General features: G+C 53.6%; 29 protein-coding genes. 26 read left to right on the plus strand and 3 right to left on the minus strand.

The features are described from left to right. Both AC1DUO_RS19515 and AC1DUO_RS19520 read right to left on the minus strand, forming a co-directional pair. A partial coding sequence (locus tag AC1DUO_RS19515; RefSeq protein ID WP_477988386.1) for a phage portal family protein occupies positions 1-452 on the minus strand: 452 nt, incomplete at its 3' end. Continuing rightward, complete coding sequence (locus tag AC1DUO_RS19520) at positions 449-2236, minus strand: terminase large subunit domain-containing protein (RefSeq protein WP_477988387.1); 1788 nt, start codon at positions 2234-2236, stop codon at positions 449-451. The genes AC1DUO_RS19515 and AC1DUO_RS19520, both read right to left, overlap by 4 nt. Before the next feature lie 140 nt (positions 2237-2376). Here AC1DUO_RS19520 and AC1DUO_RS19525 point away from each other — a divergent pair, with 140 nt between their 5' ends. The 25 genes from AC1DUO_RS19525 to AC1DUO_RS19645 all read left to right on the plus strand — a co-directional run bounded on the left by AC1DUO_RS19525 (position 2377) and on the right by AC1DUO_RS19645 (position 21068). After that, entirely contained in the window at positions 2377-3216 is an 840-nt protein-coding gene (locus AC1DUO_RS19525) for a GPO family capsid scaffolding protein (protein WP_013575846.1), read from the plus strand. A 66-nt stretch (positions 3217-3282) separates the two neighbouring features. Then, positions 3283-4317, plus strand: a complete 1035-nt coding sequence (locus AC1DUO_RS19530; protein WP_013575845.1) for a phage major capsid protein, P2 family — start codon at positions 3283-3285, stop codon at positions 4315-4317. 2 nt (positions 4318-4319) lie between these two features. Continuing rightward, positions 4320-5033 (plus strand): phage terminase small subunit, encoded by a 714-nt coding sequence (gene gpM, locus AC1DUO_RS19535; protein ID WP_013575844.1) that lies wholly within the window; start codon positions 4320-4322, stop codon positions 5031-5033. Continuing rightward, entirely contained in the window at positions 5030-5221 is a 192-nt protein-coding gene (locus AC1DUO_RS19540) for a hypothetical protein (RefSeq protein WP_013575843.1), read from the plus strand. The genes gpM and AC1DUO_RS19540 overlap by 4 nt, the downstream gene beginning before the upstream one ends. 93 nt (positions 5222-5314) lie before the next feature. Further along, complete coding sequence (locus AC1DUO_RS19545; protein WP_477988390.1) at positions 5315-5767, plus strand: head completion/stabilization protein; 453 nt, start codon at positions 5315-5317, stop codon at positions 5765-5767. After that, on the plus strand, positions 5764-6270 hold the full coding sequence (locus AC1DUO_RS19550) for a phage tail protein (protein ID WP_112152087.1): 507 nt from the start codon (positions 5764-5766) through the stop codon (positions 6268-6270). The genes AC1DUO_RS19545 and AC1DUO_RS19550 overlap by 4 nt, the downstream gene beginning before the upstream one ends. Continuing rightward, entirely contained in the window at positions 6267-6956 is a 690-nt protein-coding gene (locus AC1DUO_RS19555) for a phage virion morphogenesis family protein (RefSeq protein WP_112152088.1), read from the plus strand. The genes AC1DUO_RS19550 and AC1DUO_RS19555 overlap by 4 nt, the downstream gene beginning before the upstream one ends. A gap of 9 nt (positions 6957-6965) precedes the next feature. Next, a complete protein-coding gene (locus AC1DUO_RS19560; RefSeq protein ID WP_477988393.1) occupies positions 6966-8093 on the plus strand; it encodes a DUF2586 domain-containing protein in 1128 nt (375 codons plus the stop codon). Positions 8094-8095: 2 nt separating this feature from the next. Beyond that, positions 8096-8548 carry a phage protein gene (locus tag AC1DUO_RS19565; protein ID WP_013575838.1) on the plus strand — a complete coding sequence of 151 codons (453 nt, stop codon included), beginning with the start codon at positions 8096-8098 and terminating at the stop codon, positions 8546-8548. Positions 8549-8561: 13 nt separating this feature from the next. Beyond that, the gene (locus tag AC1DUO_RS19570; protein WP_013575837.1) at positions 8562-8858 is read left to right on the plus strand and encodes a phage holin family protein; all 297 of its coding nucleotides are present in this window, start codon (positions 8562-8564) and stop codon (positions 8856-8858) included. Then, positions 8855-9196 (plus strand): M15 family metallopeptidase, encoded by a 342-nt coding sequence (locus AC1DUO_RS19575; RefSeq protein WP_112152090.1) that lies wholly within the window; start codon positions 8855-8857, stop codon positions 9194-9196. The genes AC1DUO_RS19570 and AC1DUO_RS19575 overlap by 4 nt, the downstream gene beginning before the upstream one ends. Beyond that, positions 9193-9567: a hypothetical protein gene (locus AC1DUO_RS19580; protein ID WP_112152091.1), complete on the plus strand. Its 375-nt coding sequence runs from the start codon at positions 9193-9195 to the stop codon at positions 9565-9567. The genes AC1DUO_RS19575 and AC1DUO_RS19580 overlap by 4 nt, the downstream gene beginning before the upstream one ends. After that, entirely contained in the window at positions 9512-9691 is a 180-nt protein-coding gene (locus tag AC1DUO_RS19585; protein WP_112152092.1) for a hypothetical protein, read from the plus strand. Before AC1DUO_RS19580 ends, AC1DUO_RS19585 begins: the two co-directional genes overlap by 56 nt. Beyond that, entirely contained in the window at positions 9688-9945 is a 258-nt protein-coding gene (locus AC1DUO_RS19590; RefSeq protein ID WP_477988397.1) for a putative phage tail assembly chaperone, read from the plus strand. The genes AC1DUO_RS19585 and AC1DUO_RS19590 overlap by 4 nt, the downstream gene beginning before the upstream one ends. Positions 9946-9995: 50 nt before the next feature. Continuing rightward, entirely contained in the window at positions 9996-10133 is a 138-nt protein-coding gene (locus AC1DUO_RS19595) for a DUF6890 family protein (RefSeq protein ID WP_414153064.1), read from the plus strand. Continuing rightward, positions 10133-12442, plus strand: a complete 2310-nt coding sequence (locus tag AC1DUO_RS19600) for a phage tail tape measure protein (protein ID WP_477988399.1) — start codon at positions 10133-10135, stop codon at positions 12440-12442. Before AC1DUO_RS19595 ends, AC1DUO_RS19600 begins: the two co-directional genes overlap by 1 nt. Next, positions 12442-12774 carry a DUF2590 family protein gene (locus AC1DUO_RS19605; protein WP_013575832.1) on the plus strand — a complete coding sequence of 111 codons (333 nt, stop codon included), beginning with the start codon at positions 12442-12444 and terminating at the stop codon, positions 12772-12774. Before AC1DUO_RS19600 ends, AC1DUO_RS19605 begins: the two co-directional genes overlap by 1 nt. Continuing rightward, positions 12767-13951 (plus strand): baseplate J/gp47 family protein, encoded by a 1185-nt coding sequence (locus AC1DUO_RS19610; protein WP_119261724.1) that lies wholly within the window; start codon positions 12767-12769, stop codon positions 13949-13951. Before AC1DUO_RS19605 ends, AC1DUO_RS19610 begins: the two co-directional genes overlap by 8 nt. Before the next feature lie 13 nt (positions 13952-13964). Continuing rightward, a complete protein-coding gene (locus tag AC1DUO_RS19615) occupies positions 13965-14531 on the plus strand; it encodes a phage tail protein (protein WP_254305119.1) in 567 nt (188 codons plus the stop codon). A 9-nt stretch (positions 14532-14540) separates the two neighbouring features. After that, positions 14541-17234, plus strand: coding sequence for a phage tail-collar fiber domain-containing protein (locus tag AC1DUO_RS19620; RefSeq protein ID WP_112152097.1), 2694 nt, complete (start codon positions 14541-14543; stop codon positions 17232-17234). Between the two features lie 12 nt (positions 17235-17246). Beyond that, the gene (locus AC1DUO_RS19625; protein WP_254305116.1) at positions 17247-17681 is read left to right on the plus strand and encodes a tail fiber assembly protein; all 435 of its coding nucleotides are present in this window, start codon (positions 17247-17249) and stop codon (positions 17679-17681) included. Then, positions 17671-18393: a hypothetical protein gene (locus tag AC1DUO_RS19630; protein ID WP_477988402.1), complete on the plus strand. Its 723-nt coding sequence runs from the start codon at positions 17671-17673 to the stop codon at positions 18391-18393. The genes AC1DUO_RS19625 and AC1DUO_RS19630 overlap by 11 nt, the downstream gene beginning before the upstream one ends. Beyond that, on the plus strand, positions 18368-18907 hold the full coding sequence (locus tag AC1DUO_RS19635) for a baseplate complex protein (protein ID WP_013575826.1): 540 nt from the start codon (positions 18368-18370) through the stop codon (positions 18905-18907). The genes AC1DUO_RS19630 and AC1DUO_RS19635 overlap by 26 nt, the downstream gene beginning before the upstream one ends. Before the next feature lie 3 nt (positions 18908-18910). Further along, a complete protein-coding gene (locus AC1DUO_RS19640) occupies positions 18911-20566 on the plus strand; it encodes a hypothetical protein (protein WP_477988405.1) in 1656 nt (551 codons plus the stop codon). A gap of 136 nt (positions 20567-20702) precedes the next feature. Next, positions 20703-21068, plus strand: coding sequence for a hypothetical protein (locus AC1DUO_RS19645; RefSeq protein WP_112152101.1), 366 nt, complete (start codon positions 20703-20705; stop codon positions 21066-21068). Between the two features lie 1121 nt (positions 21069-22189). Here the strand turns inward: AC1DUO_RS19645 and AC1DUO_RS19650 are convergent. Then, on the minus strand, positions 22190-23872 hold the full coding sequence (locus AC1DUO_RS19650; RefSeq protein ID WP_013575820.1) for an aspartate:alanine antiporter: 1683 nt from the start codon (positions 23870-23872) through the stop codon (positions 22190-22192). Between the two features lie 323 nt (positions 23873-24195). Here AC1DUO_RS19650 and ybjM point away from each other — a divergent pair. Then, positions 24196-24342 (plus strand): inner membrane protein YbjM (gene ybjM, locus AC1DUO_RS19655; RefSeq protein ID WP_477988408.1); only part of this gene is annotated, 147 nt, incomplete at its 3' end.

Below are 24342 nucleotides of genomic sequence, written 5' to 3' on the forward strand. Positions count from 1 at the left end.
CTGTATACCAACGGTTCGCCGTCCTGCAGAACTACAAATTCCCCGGTTTTACGCACGCGCAGATACAGCGACGGCAGGGGCAGCAAATCCACCACGTCACCCCAGCCCGAACGCACTTTCAGAATGGCCAGGTCGCCGCAGGATAAATAATCAAAGACGCCGCCGCGCAGCTGCTCATGCGTTAAACCGCCGCCCAGATAATCCGATGCCACCATGTTGTGACGGGCATAAATCACGCCGCCGTGCTGACTGTTTAAGTTCGTCAGTTGAACCAGTGCCAGGCGGTCAATCGGCAGGGTGTAGTGATCGAATTCATTGTCATACCAGATATCCCGGTAATTTGTGCCGGTGGTCAGGATGGGTTCCGGGCGTCCCATGCTGATGATGCTCATTTTTTTGCTACGGTCAGGCTGTTCCTTCTTAGCCTGGCGGGATGGTTTGCGTTTGTTCATGCTGCTTTTTTTCCTAATTTCCATTTAGATTTACGCTTGTGCTCAAAGTTGATCGGCTCGTTAATAACGGCGTGCGCGATTGCCCAAAAGGCATCGGCGTGGCCGGTTTCCACCGTGCGATCGGCTTTGAACGTCATGGCGTTGCCGCTGGCCGTGCTGGTGTGTCGGATGGATAGGAAAGACGCGGCAATTTCCCGGTTGTCTTTGTTCCATTCCAGGCGTTTTGCGCCTATTACGTCGATCATCTTCAACACCAGCCGGGTTTTGGTTTCCATGCCGTAGTGAATGGCTACCGCTTCACGTAGGGCAAAATGTTCAATCAGTTCAAATACGCCCCGGCCAATGCCAGTGACGTCAACGCCTATGTAAGTCATGTTGTACTTCCCAAACAGCTTTTTGATCTGCGCTGCCTGATAGGCGAAATTCATCCCTTTCCAGTGAAAAAGGCAGAGCACGCGGAATTTCTCCACGGCATAAAGTGGTGGGGCAACGATGGCAAACGTAGAGGTATCGCCAGAACGCGCCGGGTCAAAGCCTCCCCATACCTCACGGTTGCCAAACGGCCGCTCGGCGTTGGGGTCATGGTCTTGCCAGTCGGCCACGTCCACGCCGCAGATTTCCAGATCACTGAATTTGAAAACGCTGTCTTTACTGTCCACAAACACGCACATATACAGCATGTTGAACGTGTCACGGTTGTAGCGGTTGCGCAGCTTGTCGATGCTGGCACGGTTAAACCCGCCTTTAACTGCGTCCTCCATCGTGATGACATACCGCCACTGTCCATCCGGGCAGAGTCGGCCGCCGTCGCGCATTTCATCAAAGGTTGGGAAAACGGCAGTTTGGCGCTCTTTGTCTCCCTGCTTCCATTCTTCCCCTGTCCAGAAGGGGTAAGCCTGATGCGTCTTGGCGCTGGGCGTTGAAAAGTAGGTGGTTCGCCAGTGATCGTGTGTGGCCATTGCGCTGGCCACCTCGTTAAGTTTGGCGAAGTTCGGCACCCAAAAATATTCGTCGCAGTACAAATGGCCGCTGTAGGACTGCGCGGTGTTTTTGTTGGTGGACAGAAAGCGCAGCTCTGCGCCGTTGCTTAGTCTGATCGGGTTGCCGGTCAGCGTGATGCCGAAATACTGCTCTGCGATGTTGACGATATAAGAGCGGAATACTTCCGCCTGGGCTTTGGAGGCGGAAAGGAAAATTTGCGGGTCGCCGGTCATGACCGCATTTTCGAATGCCTCAATCGCAAAGTACCAGGTGGCACCAATCTGGCGGCTTTTCAGGATGTTCCTGATCTGCTGTGCCAGGTTATTACGCAGGTGCTTCTGATAGCCGAATAAATGTTCCTCTGCGAAAGCGTCAAAATCATCCTGCGTCATGCCGGAGATATCGTTTTTCTTATATTTGCGTTTCTTCACCGGCTCTGCGCCGTCACCGTTCCCGCCCTGGCTGTCATATCCTCCCTGGTTGCCAGATTTGGCGGCGGCCATTTTCTCATTATGCTTATTTGTCTGCGCACGCAATTTCACGGCGTGAGCAATCAGCACATCTATTTCTTTTAATTCCAGCTCTGTTTTTTTATCCCGGCCAACTAATAATTGGTAACGGCGTTCAATGGCTTCCTCTGTTGATTCGTGGCTGAGTAAATCAGCCCAATTCCCTTTTTGCGCCCAATAGTAAATTATCCGCGCATTTGGCAGATTTAAATCTTGGGCAATTTCCTTTGGCGTGGCACGGCGCAAATATAATGCGCGGGCAACGTCTTTTAGTTCGTCTGTGTATTTAGCCATGCAATCATTATGCGTGGTATGGGGTGATATTTCTTTCTAGTACATTCGGATATCGAGTTATATCCGAATCTCACTTGCTGCGAATTTATTATAAATTAGCGATACTGCATTCCACGGAAACAATGGAGATGAATTCCGGCATGGCAGATTCACATTTAATGACGAATTGGCTTTGTATCGCTACCGAAGGGGAAACAGTTGATAAGCGCGAATTGACAAGGAAGATGTTAATTGATGCAGCTGAAACTTACGATCCTGAAAATGAGAATCCCGCACTGCTTTGGCCAGAGCATGAGCGTTGCTTTGGTAATGCAGGTGAGGTGTTAGAGGTGGATTGGTCGGAAGATGATGCAGGGCGGGTAAAGCTGTTCGCTCGCCTGTGTCCTTCCACCGATTTGATTAGGGCTAATCGGGATGGTCAGCTTTTATTTACCTCAGTGGAATTAACACCGGATGGTAATTACCGCAGCACAGGCCGTTATTACCTGGAAGGGCTAGGCGTTACAAACGAACCCGCAAGCGTAGGCACTACGCGAATGCGATTTAATAAGCGGAAAGACAAATACTTTATTGGTAATAGTGTTCCGCTCGTAATTAACGAAGTTAAGGAAATTAACATGGCAGGGAAGAATAAAGCGAAATCAGGGTGGCGTAGCATGTTCAGTATTGAAGATGAAACGCCTGCGCCGGAAGAAACTACGCAGGGCGGCGACAAATTACAGGCAATGGCTGAAGCATTAGCGGCGTTAGAAAACCGCGTCGCTGCACTGGAAACTAAAACGGAAGCAACTGACACAACTGTTGAAGATATTCAGAGCGATGTCGAAACCGTTAAAGAGGTGGTGGATACGGAAGAATTTGCCCGCCTGCGCGATGAATTACCCAATATCGTCAATAACTTTAGCAAGCTGGATAACAAGGTCACTAAGTTGCCTGGTAAGAATCCAAAAGGCGGCAAAAAACCGTTCCAGTTCTTATAAGCATTTATCAGGCTTTCGCCAGGGAAAAACATTAACCGCTGAGTAGCGATTAAGGATGAATAAATAATGATTTTAAATGCAAAAGCGCGTGGCTTTTTAAAGCAATTCGGCGCGGGACTTGCGGCGGCTAACGGTCTGGACGGTGGCGAGGAAAGTAATTATTTCTCACTGTCTGATCCGAAGGAAACGCAGCTGCGTGACGCGCTGCTGGAAAGTTCGGATTTCCTGAACTGGATCACCGTGGCCGATGTTGACCAGCTTTCTGGTCAGGTGGTGAGCGTGGGCGCGTCCGGTCTGCATACCGGCCGTATTGCTGATGGGCGTTTTCGTCGCAACGTAGGCGTTTCGGGTAATGAGTACAAACTGGTTGAAACTGACTCCTGCGCCGCGCTGCGTTGGGATCTGCTTTCTATCTGGGCAAATGCTGGTTCTGAGGAAGAATTTTTCCAGCGCGTCACCGCGTTTACCACGCAGACCTTTGCCCTGGATATGTTGCGTATTGGCTTTAACGGCAAGACCGTTGAAACCTCAACGGACTATGAGAAGAACCCGAACGGCGAAGATGTGAATATCGGTTGGCATGAAATTGTTCGCAAGATTCGAGAAAAACAAATCATGACCGATGCGGTCACGCTGGATCAGCGCGGTGATTACAAGTCACTGGATGCGATGGCGTCAGACCTGATCAACGCCAAAATCCCGCAGGAATACCGCAACGATCCACGGCTGGTGGTACTGGTGGGTGCTGACCTGGTGGCGGCTGAACAGTATCGCCTGTACCAGGCTGCTGATCGTCCAAGCGAGAAAATCGCCGCGCAGATGTTGCAGGACTCCATTGCCGGGCGTCAGGCCATCATCCCGCCATTTATGCCGGGTAAGCGCATGGTGGTGACTACGCTCTCAAACCTTCACATCTATACGCAGCGCAATACCCGTCAGCGCAAAGCGGAGTTTGTTGAAGACCGTAAGCAGTACGAAAACAAGTACCTGCGTAATGAAGGTTATGCGGTGGAATACCCGGAACTGTATGCGGCGATTGATGAATCAGCCGTGACCATCGGCACCGTTGCCGAGCCATCCGAACCCGTAGGCGGAGAGTAAATATGAGCCTGTCACCCGCGCAGCGACACAATGCCCGCATTGCGGCAGAAACGAAGTTAAGACAACGCCAGGCACTGGAAGGGGCAGACAGCTTGCACGTTCTGAGCGCGGCGCTGGCCAACGATGTGGACATGTTGCACGGGCTGACATTGGCGCAAAAGGTGGCGTTAAAGCGTGATGAATTACTGCCGCGCTGGATGCCCACCGTTGAAAAGTACCTGAATGGCGGAGAGGTGTACCGCAATCCGATCCTGGCATGGTGTGTGATTTGGCTTTTTGACGTGGGCGACATGGACGCCGCGCTTAATTTGGCGGATATCGCCATTGAGCAGGGGCAGGAAACCCCGCCAGAGTTGAAAAGCAATTTCCCCACCTTTGTGGCGGATACCGTCCTGAAATGGGCGGAAGTACAGGCCAGGGATGGCCACCCTGTTGAGCCTTATTTTTCCCGCACGTTTACCGATGTGGCGGAAAAGTGGGAGCTGTATGAAGTGATCCAGGCCAAGTGGTTCAAGTTCGCCGGTATGCGTCAGCTGTTTGACGAACACGGCGTGCCGCGTGCCACGGCCACCGATGATGTGGGGCTGTTGCAGAGCGTGGACGCCCTGCTGGCCAGAGCTGAAAAGCTGCATTCACAGTGCGGCGTGGGAACAATGCGTAAACAAATTGCCGCCCGCGTCCGCTATTTGGAAAAGCAATCAGGAGCTAAAAAATGAGTTTTAAACACGGTTTAGGCCAGGCGGTAAAGATTTCTGTCAGCGGTGAAACGGGTCACGTTAAAGGCCGTGCCGAATACCTCAATAATTGCCCTGCTTATTTGATTCATTACCAGGCAGCTGACGGCCGCGCCGTTGATCGCTGGTTTGATGAATCTGAAGTTCAGCCGGTCACGCCGGTTCAGTAAAGACTACCGCAAGCCGGAACGGGCGCGGGGAAGGTAATACCCTTGGGTTATGTACCGTGGATCCCGGTCTGCCCGTTTCTTACGGAGAATTTTATGTTTAGCGGAACGCCGATTGATTACCAGGATGAACCGTTAACGAATGACGGATTTTGGCCAGATTTGAATCTGGCGGATTTCCAGGAACAGCGCAGCATCCCCGCCGATGTAGACGCCGGGACAGTAGCCACGGCGCTGCTGACGGCGGCCGGGGAAGTGAATGACCTGTTGCAGACCGTCAAGGATGGTTACTTGGCCAAGGGATTTGGCCAGGCCAGCGCGGTGCCGGATATCGGTCGCCCTGGCGAAAACCTGCTTTGTGCTCGTTATAAAAAAGCAGTGTTTGCCCGCGCAAAGGCCGATTTGATCGCAGAGTTCGCAAGCCAGGGGCGCAGGGAGTCGCACCCAGGGCAGGAAAGTGAAGAAACCCGCGCCGGGTTATTGGCTGAAGGTTCGATCATCATCCGGGCAATCAAGGGATTGCGCCGCGTGACGGTAAGGAAGATATGAGCCAGTTAGATGCGCTGAGTACGTTCGTCACCCAAAGTATGCCCGCCAGGACGTTCAAGGGGGCTGGTTTTTCCAGCTATATGGATGAACTGAGTTTTATCCCCGCGCAACGGGATTTAGGGTTGGAACAGTACCGCCTGGCGGTGATCCGCTACAACGCCGTATTGGCCTGGGACAGATTCCCGTACCGGCTGTATGACCCGCGCAACCTGGCGGCGCTGCTGCTGGTGTGGTTGATGGAATCTGACCGGGAATTGTTTGAAGAATTCGGCATAGACACCGAGTTACCTGATTTTGATATCGATCTGGTGGATGAGGAAACCGCCGTGGTGGTGATCACGTTACCGATGGTGGAAGCGTTAAACCTGGTGAAGGACGACAACGGCAATATTCCCCTGGACGGGGCACGATGGCGGCTTGCTGATCCCACCATCTGGTTTGCCAGTGAAGCCGTGGTGTACGGCGTTGATGAACAGGGTGTACCGCTTGGCAGTGAAAAATGATTATCCGGGGTGAGTTAGACCGGGCGCAGCTTAAGGCAGTGCGCAAACAGCTGGCCAGCCTGGAATTGCCCCCGGCCAAGCGTAAACGGCTGATGTGGCGGTTGGGGAAATACGGATTGATCCCGGCCGCTAAACGTAACGTCAGAAATCAGGCCAGCCCGGATGGCCAGAAATGGCAGGGACGCCAGACAAAGCGCAAAGGCAAGATGCTGCGCAATATGCCAAAGCTGCTGCATATCCGGGAAATGCCCGAAATCGACGGGGTACGTATTTACCTGAGCGGCGGCGGGTATCGCAACGGCAAAAAGGCCGTGGCGGCCGGAACGGTGGGTTATGCCCAGCAAAACGGCATGAACGTGACGGTAAGCCGTCGCCAGGTTGAACGCAAGGGCAGGGCGGGAAGTTTGCCCGCCACTCAGCGGCAGGCCAAACGCCTGCGGGCGCTGGGGTACAAGGTCAAAAAGGGTAAGCGCTGGCGAAAGCCGCCGTTTAAAGAAATTCAGGAAGGTATGACGATGGCCAAAGCCGGGCTGTTGATCCGGCAATTATCAGGGAAAGCGGCAAAAGCGTCCTGGTCGGTCGATGTTCCATCACGTCCTTTTCTGGGTATCACGGAAGACGATTTTAATAAAGCGTTAGCGCGGCAACTCCAGGGCATCGGATTTGGCGCAGACGCAGGACACTAAGGGGAAGTTATGGGGTGGCCAACGGTCGATGTAAATCAGGTCAATCAGCTACAGGGTGAAACAAACGAGATTGAGCGCGTGGTGCTCTATGTCGGTACGGGGACAATCAACGCCGGTAAAACGCTGGCGGTGAATACCCAAAGTAATTTTGATGCGTTGCTTGGCGCAGAAGACAGCGTTTTAAAAAGTAATGTCCTTGCTGCCATRCTCAACGCCGGATCCAACTGGAGCGGTTACGTGCATGTGCTGGCGGATGATGCCGGAGAAAGTGCCTGGGCGGATGCGGTGCTGGCCGCGCAATCCCTTTGCTCTGTTGAAGGTGTGGTGTTACTGGACGATATCGCCACGAAAACGCCTATCAACAAGGCGGCAGAGCTGCGCGCCAAATTGCTGGCCAGCTTCTCACGCTGGAACTGGTTCATTCTTTCCGTGCAGGCACCGCAGGCCGAGGAAGATTGGGCGGAATATTTGGTTCGCATGGTGGCCTTACAGGCGCAGATTTCTGCCCCGTCCGTGCAGCTTGTGCCGCGTTTGTTTGGTAATGAGCCTGGCGTGCTGGCTGGCCGCCTGTGCAGTCGTGCGGTGACCGTGGCTGACAGCCCGGCGCGGGTGAAAACCGGTGCGCTGGTCTCCCTGGGCAGGGATGAAATGCCGGTGGACGGCAAAGGGGCAGCGCTGGATCTGGCCACCCTGCAAGCCTTGCAGGCGCAGCGTTTCAGCGTGCCGATGTGGTATCCCGACTATGACGGTTACTACTGGGCGGATGGACTGACGCTGGACGCGGAAGGCGGTGATTACCAGGCGATTGAGTACCTGCGTATTGCCGATAAGGCCGCCCGTCGCGTGCGTTTGCAGGCGATTGCCAAAATCGCAGACCGCTCGTTAAACAGCACTCCGTCCAGCATTGCCGCCCACCAGGCACTTTTTGCCAAGGTGCTGCGTGAAATGTCGGTGGCCAGTCAGATTAACGGCATCACCTTCCCCGGCGAAGTGAAGCCGCCGAAGGATGATGATGTGACGATCACCTGGCAGTCAGCCACCAAAGTGGCGATCTACATCGTGATCCGTCCGTATGAATGCCCGAAAGGCATCACGGTGAGCTTGTTGCTGGATACCAGCCTGACAGGGAGTAATTAACGATGAAACGTATTTCAGGCCAGTCCACCGATGTGCGAATTGACGGTGACCTGATCCACATTGAAAAGGTCAGTTTGGATATCACGGATAACACGGCGGCGGCGTCCACTCAGGGCGTGCCTGATGGCCATGTGTCCGGGGATGTGGCGGCCGAGGGTGAGATTGAAATCTCTACAAAAGTGCTTACGCAGCTGACGGCCATTGCACGCCGTGCCGGTTCGTGGCGCGGTATCGACCCGGTGGATCTGATGTTCTATGCCAAGGCCGGTAATGAAGAGCTGAAGATTGAAGCCTTTGGCTGCAAGCTGGTGGTGAGCAACCTGCTGGATAACGATCCGAAGGGCGGCAGCACGCTGAGCCATAAAATTAAGTACATGGTCACAAGCCCGCAGTTTGTGCGCATTAACGGCGTGCCGTATCTGGAAGATGAAGATACGCGCAACCTGATCGGATAAGGACATTGCACGGATGCAAGAGCACGAAAAAAGTATTTTAAGTCTGATCCTGCTGGGCGCACTTATCGCCCTGGGACAGATGTTAGTGAGCAGTGAACCAATGACCGGAAAGCTGTTTTTTGGCCGCATTATCCTGGGTTCGGCCACCTCAATGGTGGCAGCGGCGGCGCTGATTTGGATCCCGGATATTTCGCCGGTGGCCATTGCCGGATTGGGTGCTGCGCTGGGGATTATTGGCCACCAGGCCGTTGAAATCTGGCTACGCAAAAAGGGAAGTCGTTATTTATCAGGGAAAGGAAAACTGAAATGACATTAAGCGAAAAGCAGCAATTGTTTGTGCAGTTGATTGGCCAGCTGATCGAGTGGGCAGGCAATCATGGTTACCGGCTGACCTTTGGTGAAGCCTACCGCACGCCGGAACAGGCCAAACTCAATGCCAAAAGCGGCGCGGGCATTGCCAATAGCTTACACACGCAGCGTCTGGCGATGGATTTTAATTTGTTCATCAACGGCCAATACCAGACCCAGACCGAAGCCTATAAACCGCTCGGGGAATATTGGGAATCCCTGGGCGGCGTGTGGGGCGGGCGATTCAAAACCCGCCCGGACGGCAACCATTTCAGCCTGGAACACAACGGGGTGAAATGATGGGCAAGCCGCTGGTGATTGCCGTCCTGGCGTTGTTGGCTGCGTTCGCAGCGGGCTGGAAGGTTAATGCCTGGTACAGCGATAGCGTGGAATTGATGATCACCAATGCCGCACACGCGGCGGGGGAAGCCTCCCGCGTGGCCGGTGAGAAGGTGGCCAGTGAATCCGGCCGCAAGCTGGAAAATACATTGGAGGCACTGCGAAATGCGCAACCTGTGGAAATCCGCACGGAAATACTTAAACCGGTTTTTACTAACGAGTGTTTGTCTCCTGAGCTTGTCAGCATGTACAACGCCGCTGCCGACAAAGCCGAACGTGCCTTATCAGGAAAATCTGTTAACCAAATGCCCGGTAAAACTCCCCCGCATTAATGGGATAACGGGCAAAGACATTACCGAACCTTTATTAATACTGACGCCGCAATATTCAGACTGTGCGGCACGTCATAATCAATTAGTCGATGAAATAAACCAACGGAAGGAAATAAAACAATGAGCAAAATTACGATGGCTGTAAACGGCACCGCACTGACCTTTGAACCTAACGCCACCGCCTACAATAAATTCATTAACGAAATGTCGATGGATAATAAAGTGGCACCGGCAAATAACTATTTGCGTCGTATTGTTCATGTTGAATGCAAAGAAGCGCTGGATACCATTTTAGATATTCCCGGTTCTGCCCTGCAAATTTGCAGCTTCGTGAATGATCAGTTCGCGCCGAAATCAGAGATTGAACTAAAAAACTAACGGCGCGGGTACGCGCAATTGAAAATAATGGGCTGGAACAATATCTGATTTTGCGCCGCCATTATTTACCGCATGAAAATGACGACCCCGAAAACTTAGCCCGTGCCGTGTGGCTGGATAACCGGCATTGGGAGAATCAACGCATAGCTGTAGCAAATGGCATTGCCCTGGCATTTAAAGGCGAATAATGGCTGATTTAGATTTTACACTCAGTTTAATTGACAACATGACGCGCCCCCTTCGCCAGGTGCAATCCTCTGTGAGCGGGTTCGCCCAGGAAAGTGCGGCCGCCTTTGGCAAAGTGGCCATCGGTGCGGCTGCGTTGTGGGGCGTGGGCGCGTCAATCACAGCTGCATTGGATCCGGCCATTCAGATGTTTGACGCCATGCAGGAAGCCAGCGCACGCGGCATTAATGATGATGCGCTGGCCAAAGTCACGGATGATGCCCTGAAATTCAGCGTGCGATACGGGGAATCGGCGGTGGAGTTTGTCAAATCCTCCGCCGAAATCAACGCCGCCGTGGCCGGGCTGACAAACGCCGAATTGCCCCGCGTCACGGTGGTGGCCAATACCGCCGCCAAGGCGCTGAAAAGCACGGCCGGGGAAGCGTCGGAATTCATGGGGCAGATGTTTACCCAGTTCAGCGGCTATGCGGCCGAGGTAGGCAAAGTGCAGTTCGCGGAAGAACTGGCGGGCAAAATGGCCTACATGAAAAACCAGTTCGGCACGGACATGGCCACCATTAAAGACCTTATGGAAGGGGCGCGGGGTGTCGGTTCCAACTATGGCGTGGGGATGGATGAACAGCTGGCCGTGTTGGGTGAGCTGCAACGCTCATTAGGTACGGAAGCGAGCGGCTCTTATGAAGGGTTCCTAAGCGGTGCGGCAGCCGGTGCGCAAAAGTTGGGGCTGAGTTTCCAGGATGCCCAGGGAAAAATGCTGTCCATGCCTGCCATGCTGGAAAAACTCCAGGGCAAATACGGTCAGAGCATTGAGGGGAATCTCAAGGCACAGGGAGAATTAGACGCTGCCTTTGGTGACAGCGCGGCGGTGATTAAACAGCTTTACGGTAATGTTGATCTACTGAAACGCAATATCACCGAGCTGGGCAGCAATGACGGCATGAAACGAGCCACGGAGATGGCCGAGAAAATGACGCGCCCCTGGGACAGGCTGACAGCGATCTGGTTTGCCATGCGTGCCGCGATCGGTTCCACGCTGTTGCCGGTGCTGTATCCGCTGGTCAATAAAATCGCGGACGGTGGCGAACAGCTTACGCGCTGGATGCGGTTATTCCCCAATATTGCCCGCGTGATCGGTTATGCCACCGTGGCGTTGCTGAGTTTTGCGGCCGTGGGGGCTATCGCCAATATTGTGATGGGCGTTCACGGGTTCGTGATGATGGGTGTGAATCGCCTGCTGGCACCAATGGCCAGGCTGTTAGGGCTTAACCGCGTGGCGATGGTGGCCAGTAATGCCGTGACGCAGCTGTTTAGCGCCGGGTTGCGTGGCCTGCGCGTCACGTTGCTGGCCGCCAGTATGGCCGCCCGCATGGGTGCTGCGTCATTCTTGCTGATGATTGCGCCGGTGGCGGCGATTGCGCTCGCTATCGCGGCGGTGGTCATTGCGGTGATCAAGTTCTGGCAGCCTATCAAAGCCTTTGTGAGCGGATTTATCAGCGGGTTCGGTCAGGCGGCCGGTGCGCTTACCCCTTTCAGCGGGCTGTTTTCCGGGATTGGCACGGCAATTGGCTGGGTGTGGGACAGCGTAAAAACGTTGGTGGGCTGGTTCGGTAATCTGCTGACCCCGATCCAAATGACGCAGGGGCAACTGACGAACGTCACCAGCGCGGGCGAAACGTTCGGGCGGCTGGTGGCAGCGGCTATAAACATCATTCTGATCCCGCTTGAGCTGGTGTTCCGGGCGATCGGCGGGATGGTGGATATGTTCAAGATCGTGCGTGACGGTTGGATTGATGTCGTGAAGTCCTTTGATATCAATTCGCCGGCGGCGTCTTTTGAAAAGATTGCCAGCGTGATCGGAAACGTATTCGGTAAGCTGTGGGATTCGTTGAAAGCCTCGTTTACCGGCACATACAACTGGATTGTTGAGAAGTTAAATAATATTCCCGGCGTCAATATTGAGCTGAAAGAAGTCCCCGTGACGGTTACGCCTAAAGGCATGCCACCCGTAAATACGATGCCAAATTCTGTGGCCAATGCCTCTGCGGCCATGCCGCCAGGGTTTAACGGCGTGACGAATCAAATCAGTGGGGCGGGAAATAAAAACCCGGTGCTGCAACCGCCGCAGCCAATCGGTAACGATATTCTGACGGGGGGAACGGTAAAAGGCGTGGAGCGTGGCGGATTGAAAAAGGAAATCAATACCAATACGGAAACCACAATTGATAACAGTAAAAAAATCGGCACCGTGAATATTCATCCTTCGAAAGGATTAACACCGGCCGAGCTAATGGAATGGCAGGAATTAAATTAATGACGGATTTGCTGTATGTCGATCTCCTTATTACCGGGCGTGATTTCACGCTGAACACAGGTAATGAACCGGGTTTGTGTAATAACCGTATCAGCATTGCACAGGATATTGTCCACGCCATTATTGAAAGCGGGTTAACCACGTTATTAGTGGCAGAGCGCAGCCCGACATTACGCGCCGATGTGATCACTCAAATGGTTTTATTAATTGAAAGTGATGAACGCATTATTCCTGGCACGGTGAATATTACGGAGGAATCCGCAAAACGCCTGTGGGCAACGGCGGAAACCTATGATTTCGGCAAAATTGACGCCGGGGTGAATTATGAGTGAAAAACCTACCATTGATTTTGAGGCGGTACTCAAAGAAAGCGGGATGCCGGTCACTCAGGAGGAAATCGGTCAGCAGTTTACGGCGATTGTGAAAGCGGAAGGGATGATCACAAACACTTCCCGTATGTCACCGTTCTGGCGGCTCATTACCGCCATTGTGACCACGCCGGTACTGTGGATCAAAGACGTGCTGGTCAATACGGTGCTGGCCAATATGTACCTGGCCACGGCCAGCGGTGCCATGCTTCGGATGCTGGCCTGGGGGGTGAACCTCACTGCGAAACCGGCCAGCGCGGCAAAAGGGGTGATCCGTTTTTACAAGGAGAACGCCAGTCAGCCGGTGACCGTCCCGGCCGGAACCGTTATCCAGACGGAACGCATTAACGGCGTGACGTATGCGGTGGTGGTGGATGCAGATACGACGCTGGCGGCGGGCGCGGCCAGTGCGCTGATCCCGGTCACGGCGATGGCGGCCGGGAACGCCTACAACCTGGCACCGGGTTATTACCGCATTTTGCCGGTAGCGGTGACGGGCATCAGTAAAGCCGTTAACGAGGATGACTGGCTGTTAACGCCCGGCGCGGATGAAGAATCCGACGATGATTTACGGGACAGGTGCCGCAATCAGTTCAACCTGGTAGGCAACTACCACACCGATGCGGTGTATCGCAGCATGATTGCGGGCGTGGTGGGGTTAAGCGTTGATCGCATTTTCTTTGTGCATGACGCCCCGCGTGGTGCCGGTACGGCCAATGCCTATTTGCTGTTAGACAGTGGCGAAACGTCCCAGCCGTTTATTGATGCGGTGAATGACTACATCAGTACGCAGGGGCATCACGGCCACGGCGATGATTTGCAGTGTATGGCCATGCCGGAGACGCAGCACAATTTAACGGTCACGCTGTACGTGAATAACCCGGACAACATGACGGCGGAGGAAAAAGCCGCGCTGATTTCCGGCGTCAGTAATCTGATCCGCAGCGCCTTCCGGCAAAACGCGGAATACGACGTAAAGCGCACCTGGCCATATTCGCGTTTCTCATTTTCGAACCTGGCCAGGGAGCTGCATAAACAGTTTGATGCGGTCGAATCCCTGGTGTTTTCCTCAGGCGATATCGTCAGTGAACTGAGCGTGCCGCGTTTGGTCAGCCTGAAAGTGGAGGTGAAAGGTGCCTGATTTCGCCGCAAAAATGAAAAGCCTGAAATTGCCGTCCTGGATGAACCGGGGCGAACCGGCCAAATTGCTGAAAGCCGCCGTCAAGTTCTGGACGGGGATTGTGGCGTGGGTGACCTGGCCACTACAGCAGTTTGATCCGCTGACCTGTGCTGAACCGCTGTTAAATCTTCTGGCCTATGACCGTGACATTGCGCGTTTTAACGGTGAACCGCTGTCACTGTTTCGCAAGCGCGTGGCCTATGCATTCGTGAATGCGCAGGACGCGGGTTCAGTTTCCGGGTTTATTGCCATCTTTGAGCGCCTGGGGATTGGCTACGTTGAATTGCTGGAACGCCAGGCGGGCATTGATTGGGATGTGATCATTGTCCGTGTTTCCGATAGCCAGATTTCAGACAACGCAGATTTGCTGTTGCAGATTATCCGTCAGTACGGCCGCACATGCCGCCGTTATCAGTTTGAAGTGATCACCACGTCCGGGATGCGTATCCGCGCCGGATGGAACCAGGGCGAATACGTGTGCTATCCCGCCACCCTGGGCGTGAGTGAAACAGGAACCGCCACTTTTGGCGCAACGTTATAAGGAAATAACATGTCACAAACCGTGATTACGACAGCCTTTGAACAATGGAAAGCCACACAGGCCGCCAATGGCCAGGCGGTTGTCCTGGATGAATTTGTTTTTGCCAACGTGCCAGGGCTGGACGTCAACGCGCCGATTAACCGCGCCGAAGTTGTCCCGCCAGCGGCGCAGATTGTGTATCGTCAGGCGGTTGAAAAAACCGGTCTGGTCAATCAGAACGCCGTGGTGTATTCGGTGACGCTGGGCGCAGATGTGGGCGACTTTGCGTTTAACTGGATCGGGCTTATCAATAAGGCCACCGGAAAGCTGGCCATGGTGGTGCACGCGCCGCTACAGAGCAAAGTGAAGAATGCCAACGGTCAGCAGGGCAACGTGTTAACCCGTTCTTTCCTGATGGAGTACAACGGCGCGGAAGCCCAGACGTTGATCAGCACCCCGGCCGAAACCTGGCAGATTGATTTCACGGCACGCCTGGCGGGCATGGATGAATCCCTGCGCCTGGCTAACCTGGATATTTACGGTGCCGGGGCATTTTTCGATAACGGCTTTTTAGTGGCAAAAACCGGCACGCAATATTACGTGACGGCGGGACTGGGCTACGTGGGTGGGCTGCGTGCCAATCTGGCGGCGAAAACCAATATCACCGTGACCACCAAGCCGATGAAGGTATGGGCAGACGTGAGCTATCACGGCACGCTGACCAGCGAATACAAAACGGATATCAAATTTACCCTGGCCACGACGCTGAAAGACTACGTTCAAAGCGGGATTACGCACTACGTATTTGCCCTGGCCAGCATTGACGCGAACGGCGTGATCACGGATTTGCGCCCGCAGGGCAGTAGCCTGTATCTGCGCAGAGATAAAAATCTCACCGATATTTCTGATCCAGAGGCCGCGCTCAACACGCTGAACGGTGTGCCGAAAACACGCAAAATCAACAAAAAAGCCTTGTCTGATGATTTCGACCTGACAGCCGCAGACGTGGGGGCGTTACCCGTCATTCCTGGCGTGCTCGGCACAATCAATATCAACACGCTGAATCTGGCAAAAATCGGGGTTTACGTGCAGAGCACCGGCGCGAATGCCACGGTAGCCAATGGCTACCCGCCAGGCGCACAGGCGGCGGGCGTGCTGGAAGTGATCCCCGCCTCCTGGACGGGCGGCGTGCTGCAACGTTACACCGTGCAAAATACCGGCATGGTGTGGACGCGTGCGCTGAATGCGTCCTGGAATGGGACGGATGGACCCTGGCGTGACTGGTTACAAGCCAGCGCGGTGAATTCCGTCACGGTGCCGTCGGCCATCCTGACCACCACAGATATTAATACCCTGGGCTTTGCCAGCGGAGCCGGAAGTGCCGCCCTGTACGCGCAGCCTAAAAATGCCAACGCCACGGCGGCGTTGCACTATCCGCAAGGCATTGCGGGAACGCTGTATGTCACGCCGAGCGCCTACGGGTGCCAGCAGATGTACGTTACGTTCACCGGGAATATCTGGAATCGTGGGTTGTCCGGTGACTGGAACGGCGTGGATGGTCCCTGGAAAGAGTGGGTGCCAACGTACAGCGCGAATAACAAACCCACCGCCGCCGACGTGGGCGCGTGGACGGCCGCGCAAAGCGCCGCCAGTGAAAAGGCGCTGTCTGATGAAATTGCGACAGCCTTTAAAATCCGCACGAACTTAACCGCGACGGACTCGCCCAACGCGCTGCATGGCACGGCCATGTTCGGGCATTACGGTGTGCCCGGTGCCGCCGCCGCGACCACGGACAAAGGCTATCCGATGAACGGTTTTGTCGGCGTGATTTTCGTGACCTGGGGACCGAATGCGACGCAGCAAATTGCCTTTAACAACAACGGCCGACAGTTTACCCGTGGCGCTACCGGAGCGTGGAACGGCGTCGATGGTCCGTGGACTACCTGGAATGAAATTTACTGCCAGGCGAACAAACCGACACCGGCAGACGTCGGCGCATTACCCGCAGGCGGGACGGCAGTCGCGGCGACCAAACTCGCCACTGCCCGCAAAATTGCCGGTGTGGCGTTTGATGGCACCAAAGATATCGGGCTGAATGCCGATGATGTGGGCGCATTTCCCCGCGTGGGCGGTGATGTGAACGGTCGCGTCACGGCGAATTTTCTCCGGGCGATAACAGTCCCACAGCCCGGAGACGGGCAAGGGACGTATTTAGGCTGGAACGAAAGCGGCGGCCAGGGTGAATCCGACTTTGTGAACAACCGGGGCGGCGGCGTGGGGGGCTTTCTTTTCCGCACCGTGAATCAGGCGAACTCCGTACAAACGGGCTTTGTCAGATTTACCGGCACCGGTGACCTGGCGACACAGGGGAGTATTTCCGCCGAAGGCGGCGGGGTTTATGAGATGGGGCAGCGTGTTTTCAGCCCCAATAACCGGCAGCCGGTCAATTCCAACACCGCCAATCTCGGCGGCGGCTGGTGGCGATGCGGTGACACGGGAATGATTAAGCAGTGGGGCGTCGTCAACAAAGGGAGTCGAGGCTGGTCAACGGTGAATTTTCCCATTCCCTTCCCGAGCGCCTGCGTCAACGTTCAGGTGACCGCCATCAATGGCGGCGGCGGGACGTTCAACGACAACTTTGGTACGGCGCAAATTATTAATAACATCGGTTTCACCTGTGGCCAGGACAGCGGCGGCAGTTATTGGGAAGCCACCGGCTGGTAAGGGACTATCAAGATGAATTATTTCTACAGTGCAGTCACTAATGCGTTTTACCCGGAACCTCTGAAAGCGGTTTATGAGGAGGCTGGAACGTGGCCGGAGGATGCAAAAGCCGTCACGGATGCAACCTATCAAAAATTTGGTGTTAACCCGATCCCTGATGGAAAAATCAGAATGCCCAATAAGGCGGGGATGCCTTATTGGGCGAATGCTCCAGAAGCGACGGCCGCCGAATTGCAAGATTTGGCGTTAAGTGAAAAGCAAAGGCGGATGCAGGTTGCGGTTAATACCCTTTCTGTTTTGCAGGATGCTGTTGATCTGGGCATTGCCACCGAGGCGGAAACGGCCAGTCTGACGGCATGGAAGACATACCGGGTTTTACTGAACCGGGTTGATACAACGGCTGCGCCGGAAATCAGCTGGCCGGAGGTGCCGGAAAATGTGGCGTAAGGCAACGTTAAGCATCCCGGCAGATATGCGCGCATTAACCTGTTCGGTGCTGCCGGTTCATCCGTGGGTTTACGGCGTTGGCCAGGCGGCGGGGGATAGCAGTTATTTAAGCCCGGTTAACGCCACGGAATACCTTGCCAAAAAGCTGGAAAGCGTCAATGACGAAACCAGCATTGTGGTGCATATGCTCAATGCCCCCACGCACACGGAATTTATGGGATTGCTGTCTGATTATTCCAGCGTGCTGCCGCTGCCGGTGATTGCCCAGGTAAAACGCCGGGCAGAGGAAGCGGCTCAACTTGCCATCACTAAAATGCAAATTCCCTCCAGGTTATCTGGCGGTTTGCCTGCGGCGTTGCCGCTTTCTACGGCCACCAATCGCCTGGCGGTGAATGCCCAGCGTATTGCGGCCGCTAAGGTGGACGCGGCGGCCGGTGCCAGTGCTGCCGGATTGTTGTCTGCGCTGAAAGACTTCACTGCGGCGCGGGGATCTGCCCTGACTGCGGCGGCTGATGCGTTAACTGCCCTGAAAGGCAAAACGTCCCCGGCGTGGGTGTTTACGGCCAAAGGGAACGGCGCGTATCTGGCCGGAGAGCTGCGCAAAAACATTCCGAATCAGGATTCGGTGTATACCCTGGCCACGTTATTTAGCGGGACGGATTTATCAACGCTGGAGGCGATGATCCATGACGATAACCACACTGGCACTTAATGGCGAAGCCATCCCGCTGATGAATCTGAAAGTTACGCCAACCATGCAGTTTGCGGAAAAAGACCAGTCCGGGCAGTCATCGAGCACGGCCAATGCAGAGCAGGGGATTAAGGCCAAAGAACTGCGCGTATCCGGGACGGTATCCTTTCGTAATGTGGCTACGTTAAAGCGGTTGTTTGAGCTGGCGGAGGCCAAATCTGCCAGCGGTTCGTTGCAGGTTTACCGGGTAGCCAATCTGACCGCCCAGGCGATCAACTTTCGTGAAGGGACGTTCACCGGGGCGATTGATGCGCCGCAGCAGGATAATAAAATGGCCTGGCTGGTTACGTTCACCCTGCGTGAAAAAATCAGCGTGGCAGAGAAAAAAGAAGCCCGCGCAGGCAGCAAAACGGCGGCAACAAAACAGGGGGCGGGCGGTGCCAATGGAAGTGGCAACGCAGCGGCCGAGAGTGACGAAAAACTGACGTGGTTTGAGCGCAAAGTGCTGAAACCGGTCAATGATGCATTGGGGTAAGGGATGAAACCCATTAAGCGGTTGTATTTGTCGAACGCGTCCACGCACCTGGTGGACGCCAATCTGGCGTTAGAGTTGAGCGCCTGCGGCCGGGGATTTATCACCGCGCAGACGGATGAAGATTACACCGGCAAACTGGTGCGCCTGGACGTGGGTTATCACGATCTGGTGTTGCGCTGGTTTACCGGTTTTGTGGAGCGTTCGCAGCCTGCGGAAAATGGCTATCAGCGGCTTTTTGTGCGGGAACTGGTCGGCGTGTTTGAGCGTCTATGGCCATGCTCTTTTCAGCATCCCACGCTGCGACAAATCACCGGATGGCTGACCGAGGAAAGCGGATTGACGTTTTCCCTGGCTGAAAGTGCCGCGTATAACGACACGCCGATCCCCCATTTCACCCATTCCGGCACCGGTTATCAGCTGTTAGCCAACCTGGGGAAAGCGTTCAGCATTACCGATTACGTGTGGTATCAGTTGCCCGACGGTGGCGTTTTTGTCGGGGCGGCCGCTGATGCGCTGTTTGCCGGTAAGCCGGTGGACATCCCCGCCGAATTTAACCAAAGCGTTGCTGGTGGCAATGCCATGACCGTGCCGCTGATCCAGTCTTTACGCCCTGGTGTAGAGGTGAACGGTCAGCGTTTGACTAAGGTCAGATTGCATAATGATGATATGGAAATCACCTGGACGCCGCGCAATAAAGCCACCGGCCAGGCATTGCAGAAAACACCTTTTCAACGTCAGGTTGAAAGCAATTATCCAGAGCTGGCCAGCGGCTTGCACCTGCCGCAGTTCGCCAGGGTGGAAGCGCCCAGCGAAGACGTCAGCAACGGCAACATTGCCGATCCTTTCAGGCCGCGTTATGCCGTGGACTTGCAGTTGTTAGACGCAGACGGCAATCCGGCAAAAGATACGCCGCTTTATCCGGCCGTGCCGCTGCCGTTACCCATGGCGGGCGGTGAGTCCGGGATGTTTCAGTTTCCCCCGCCCGGCACGCTGGTAGAAGTYGGGTTTAATGGTGGTCGCGCCGATAAGCCGTTTGTGCGTCAAACCCTTGCCCAGGGCAACAGCCTGCCCGCCGTAAAGTATGGCGAACAGCTGCAACAGCAGCGTGATGGTGTATCGCAGCGGGTGACGGTGGCGGGCGATTGGGAACGCCAGACGGATCAGGTTATCCGTGAAACGTCCATGAGCCGGGTTGTCACAGCCGATGATGAAACGCGCACGCTGGTGGCCAGGGAAACCACCGTGCAGGCCACGGACAAAACCACTGTATTGGGCAAAGCCACCTTGCTGGCTGGTGCAATTGTGCAGATTGCCCAGGGAGATTACAGCCTGGCCACCCAGGCCAATTATGTGGCCAGTATCCAGGGCAACGCGGAAACCAACGTGATCGGCCAACTGATTGAGAAGGTCGGTAAGCTGCGCAGTAGTGTAGCAGGCACCCGTCAGGAAGTGATTGCGCCGGTGGTGTGGATTGGCAGCCAGTCAATCAACGTCTGCCAGCTGATGCTTGATACCCTGGATGTGGTAAAGCAGCTGGCACAGCTGACGGCCACGCATTCTCACAATAATACCGGCACGCCGTTAAACGCATTAGCCATAACAGACACGGGAAATAAAGTTGTGACGCTTAAGAATAAATACAGTGAAATCATTGGGTGACGAAGAATAATCTTAATAATTTATTTCTCTTTTAAGTCAAATATTGTTAATTTTGACGCAGGAGAGATAAAAAATGCTAATGGATAAGCGCATCAGTCACTTACAACGATTTATCGAGATCTGAAGGATCCAAAAGATGAAGAAATTTGCAGATGGGTCAAAAGATGATATAAATCATTGGTTTGCATTGTGTCGTAAAAAACAGCAACCTTATATTGTCATTGTCCCCAAAAGAAAATATGCCTTAATTGAATGGGATTATATGCATTTTGGTAAAGCGATAGGGGACAACATACGCCATCATGAAAGAGAGATTGTTGATTCAATGGGGGCTATCTTAAAGAAATACCACTTACGAAATTTTAAGTTTAGCAGGAACAATCTGGGGAAGAACCTGCGAGGTGTAGAAATCGAAGATTCGGTGCGTGTTGCTGAAGAACTGTATGACTTATTTAATGAATATGCTTATAGAGGTAGTCCATCACTGACTAAAGTAGACTGATCTTACATACTAAAAAGCCCGCTATGTGCGGGTTTTTTTTGTGTCTACACATAACCCGCCTCAATCGCACGCAGCGCCGTGCAGTATTCCATTCCACGCCCTGACCCTTTCAAAACGATCAAGCCGCCTGTGTAAGCCTGTGGGGCCACACGGCCATGAAACAAAGCAAGACCAGACGGAAATTGCACTACACCGCACCCGCCTGCGCTTTTTGCGTTGGTAATTTTTTTCAGTTTTAAAATTCTACAAACCACACCGCCAGCCCGCGCCGCGCCTGGGCTTTTCCCATCATTCCCAAACTGAAAAGATTGAAAAGAATTTCAGTAAATTTCAGTTTTCTGGATCTGTGGAGGATCGAGGAAAAACCTCAACCACATGAAATTTAATGAGATTATTTGGTTTTTGTCTATCTGCCGGATCGTTGGGAAGATCAAACCGGTTTGCCCGAAAATGCTATTTGGTCAGGCGTGGCGCGGTCTGCGGGTGGGAGGCGGGTATTTTGTAAAACTGAAATTTGTGTAATTGCTATACTGTAATTATATACAGTAAAATTAGTTCGGCGACGGCAGAGCAAAAGAGGCAAAAGGTAGATTTTATGCGTTCGTTGAAAATTTGCAGTGCAGTGATTTATTTCATGGCGAAGGGAGAGAAGTTAACCAGGAGACAGGTTTTTGGGAATCAAGGCAACCCGGTGTATGCAATTTGGCCGGTGGGCAGGCAATGGGATGTTTCTTACCACGATGGCAAAAGGTGGGTGTCTCTTTCGTTCCTTCCGCGAAATTCTGAACGTGATGCGTATGACAGCGTAATAGGCCATTACTATAAAAACTTCTGAATGGCGGCGTTTTGGCTGTCGCCATTTTGTCGCCATTTTGTCGCCAATAAGCATGAGGTTGTTAGATAACTTGTTGTTTTTAAATAGATTTAAATACAGAAAAGAAAAAACCCGGCAATCTTGAACCTAATAAGGCGGGATTGACGGGCTCTCCAAATTTGGGGACTTCAAAGAAAAGCAGTGGCACTAATTAAGACTCTGGCTAACTTTAAAAGTTCGTGCGAGGGGGCAAAAATTTAAAAAAATATTGATTTCTTTTTGCCCCATTACACTTCAATGAGTTACGTCATGCACCGGGCCAGATGATGACGATTAGCGTACCGGCGAGCGTCAGTAATACGTTAGCAATGGCATAGGTTCCTGCATAACCGAGTGCCGGAATGTTACTGCGTGCCGTGTCGCTGATGATTTCCATCGCCGGGGCGCAGGTTCGTGCACCCATGATGGCTCCGAACAGCAAAGCGCGGTTCATGCGTAAAACATATGCCCCGAAGATGAAGCAAATCACCACCGGCACCAGGCTGACAATCAGGCCGGAAAGCAGCATCTGGCCGCCTATTGCGCCGAGACCATTATTGATACCCGCACCGGCACTGAGGCCGACACCCGCCATAAACACCATCAGGCCAAACTCTTTCACCATATTTAGCGCGCCCTGCGGGATATAACCGAAAGTAGGGTGGTTGGCTCGCAGGAAGCCGAGCATGATCCCGGCGAACAGCAGTCCGGCGGCGTTACCGATGCCAAAACTAAAGTTTTTGAACTGGAAAGTGATGAGGCCGATCATCAGGCCGACAATAAAGAAGGCGCAGAAGGCCAGCAAATCCGTGAGCTGACTGTGTACGGAGATAAACCCGATACGCTCCGCCACGCTTTTCACCCGTTTTGCGTCGCCGCTGACCTGCAACACATCGCCTTTATTCAGCACGATACTGTCATCGATAGGCATTTCAATCTGACTGCGGATCACGCGGTTGAGGAAACAGCCCTGATCGGTGAGATTCAGTTGACTCAGACGCTTGCCGACCGCGTGGTTATTCTTGACCACCACTTCTTCGGTCACGATACGCATGTCGAGCAGGTCGCGGTCAAACACTTCCTTACCGTTACGGAAACTCGGGTCGAGGCGTGAATGTGCGTCCGGATAACCGACCAGTGAGATCTCATCGCCCACCTGCAATACGGCGTCGCCGTCCGGTGTCGCCAGGATGCCATTACGGCGGATTCGCTCTATATAGCAGCCAGTCTGACGATAGATCCCCAGTTCACGCAGGTTTTTACCATCAGCCCAGGCCACCAGCTCCTGCCCCACGCGATAGGCGCGGATCACCGGCAGATACACTTTTCGTTTACTGTCGGTATCCAGGCCACGCTCGCGCGCGATCTGCTGGGCGCTGGTAGGCAAATCCTGATGTTGCAGCTTCGGCAGATAACGTGCGCCGAAAATCAGGCTCACCAGACCGATAAGATAGGTCAGGGCGTAGCCCAGGCTCAGGTTATCCAGTTCAGGCCCGAGCATCTTGTTACCGCCCATGGTATTACGCAGCGTGTCTCCGGCGCCGACCAGAACCGGGGTTGAGGTCATTGAACCCGCGAGCATCCCGGCGGTGAGGCCGATGTCCCAGCCGAACAAACGTCCGAGTCCGAGTGCCAGTAACATGGCGCTGCCGACCATCACCAGTGCCAGCATGAAATAATTTTTGCCGTCACGGAAGAAAATGGAAAAAAAGTTTGGCCCTGCTTCGACGCCTACGCAGAAAATAAACAACATAAAGCCGAGGTTGAGCGCTTCAGTATTAATACTGAAATGCTGCTGACCCAAAAGCAGCGAAACCACTAATACGCCGATAGAATTTCCGAGCTGAACGGAACCCAGGCGAATTTTCCCCAGGCACAGACCGAGTGCCAAAACCACAAATAATAACAGGATGTAATTCCCGTTTAACAAACTAGCGACGTTTATATTCACAAGGATAACTTATTGTTTACCAACAAATTCTTGATATAGGAGAATGTAAAGGATAAATTCAGAAACAGAAAATTCCTACTCAGGATCGCACGGTCTGTTTCAGCCCCGGCGGGGTGGAAAATTGGGTTTCGGGCGTCATTTTAGTCACAGAACGCCAGTTCAGCCAGAGAAATGCCCGTATAAATCTTCTGAAAGCTTTTTTTGTGTTTCGCGGGAGTGCGGAACGCTCTGGGGAAATGAGCCAGAAGGCTCTGACAGGTAACAAAGAACGCATTTTATGCAGAGAACCTGTGAAATCTCGCCAACTTTAAGGAGGAAGTAAAATGGCAATTTGGCGAAAAGTGGTAGCCCCATTAATTTGTTGCACAATGTTCTTAATTATTTTTCTTATGTTAAAAAATGGCTGGATTATTGTTAGAAATATCGCGCCAGGCCCGGAATATGGCCTGTTATTATTTTTAATTCCCGGC

The organism is Rahnella sp. P4_A8 (genome assembly GCF_056402435.1).

Coding starts and splice junctions, on each gene's coding strand:
- AC1DUO_RS19630 (WP_477988402.1), top strand. CDS start 17,671: ATGTGGCGTAAGGCAACGTTAAGCATCCCGGCAGATATGCGCGCATTA.
- AC1DUO_RS19530 (WP_013575845.1), top strand. CDS start 3,283: ATGATTTTAAATGCAAAAGCGCGTGGCTTTTTAAAGCAATTCGGCGCG.
- AC1DUO_RS19645 (WP_112152101.1), top strand. CDS start 20,703: ATGAAGAAATTTGCAGATGGGTCAAAAGATGATATAAATCATTGGTTT.
- AC1DUO_RS19525 (WP_013575846.1), top strand. CDS start 2,377: ATGGCAGATTCACATTTAATGACGAATTGGCTTTGTATCGCTACCGAA.
- AC1DUO_RS19580 (WP_112152091.1), top strand. CDS start 9,193: ATGATGGGCAAGCCGCTGGTGATTGCCGTCCTGGCGTTGTTGGCTGCG.
- AC1DUO_RS19570 (WP_013575837.1), top strand. CDS start 8,562: ATGCAAGAGCACGAAAAAAGTATTTTAAGTCTGATCCTGCTGGGCGCA.
- AC1DUO_RS19555 (WP_112152088.1), top strand. CDS start 6,267: ATGATTATCCGGGGTGAGTTAGACCGGGCGCAGCTTAAGGCAGTGCGC.
- AC1DUO_RS19540 (WP_013575843.1), top strand. CDS start 5,030: ATGAGTTTTAAACACGGTTTAGGCCAGGCGGTAAAGATTTCTGTCAGC.
- AC1DUO_RS19565 (WP_013575838.1), top strand. CDS start 8,096: ATGAAACGTATTTCAGGCCAGTCCACCGATGTGCGAATTGACGGTGAC.
- AC1DUO_RS19600 (WP_477988399.1), top strand. CDS start 10,133: ATGGCTGATTTAGATTTTACACTCAGTTTAATTGACAACATGACGCGC.
- AC1DUO_RS19575 (WP_112152090.1), top strand. CDS start 8,855: ATGACATTAAGCGAAAAGCAGCAATTGTTTGTGCAGTTGATTGGCCAG.
- AC1DUO_RS19620 (WP_112152097.1), top strand. CDS start 14,541: ATGTCACAAACCGTGATTACGACAGCCTTTGAACAATGGAAAGCCACA.
- AC1DUO_RS19520 (WP_477988387.1), bottom strand. CDS start 2,236: ATGGCTAAATACACAGACGAACTAAAAGACGTTGCCCGCGCATTATAT.
- AC1DUO_RS19605 (WP_013575832.1), top strand. CDS start 12,442: ATGACGGATTTGCTGTATGTCGATCTCCTTATTACCGGGCGTGATTTC.
- AC1DUO_RS19615 (WP_254305119.1), top strand. CDS start 13,965: ATGAAAAGCCTGAAATTGCCGTCCTGGATGAACCGGGGCGAACCGGCC.
- gpM (WP_013575844.1), top strand. CDS start 4,320: ATGAGCCTGTCACCCGCGCAGCGACACAATGCCCGCATTGCGGCAGAA.
- AC1DUO_RS19635 (WP_013575826.1), top strand. CDS start 18,368: ATGACGATAACCACACTGGCACTTAATGGCGAAGCCATCCCGCTGATG.
- AC1DUO_RS19590 (WP_477988397.1), top strand. CDS start 9,688: ATGAGCAAAATTACGATGGCTGTAAACGGCACCGCACTGACCTTTGAA.
- AC1DUO_RS19545 (WP_477988390.1), top strand. CDS start 5,315: ATGTTTAGCGGAACGCCGATTGATTACCAGGATGAACCGTTAACGAAT.
- AC1DUO_RS19625 (WP_254305116.1), top strand. CDS start 17,247: ATGAATTATTTCTACAGTGCAGTCACTAATGCGTTTTACCCGGAACCT.
- AC1DUO_RS19610 (WP_119261724.1), top strand. CDS start 12,767: ATGAGTGAAAAACCTACCATTGATTTTGAGGCGGTACTCAAAGAAAGC.
- AC1DUO_RS19550 (WP_112152087.1), top strand. CDS start 5,764: ATGAGCCAGTTAGATGCGCTGAGTACGTTCGTCACCCAAAGTATGCCC.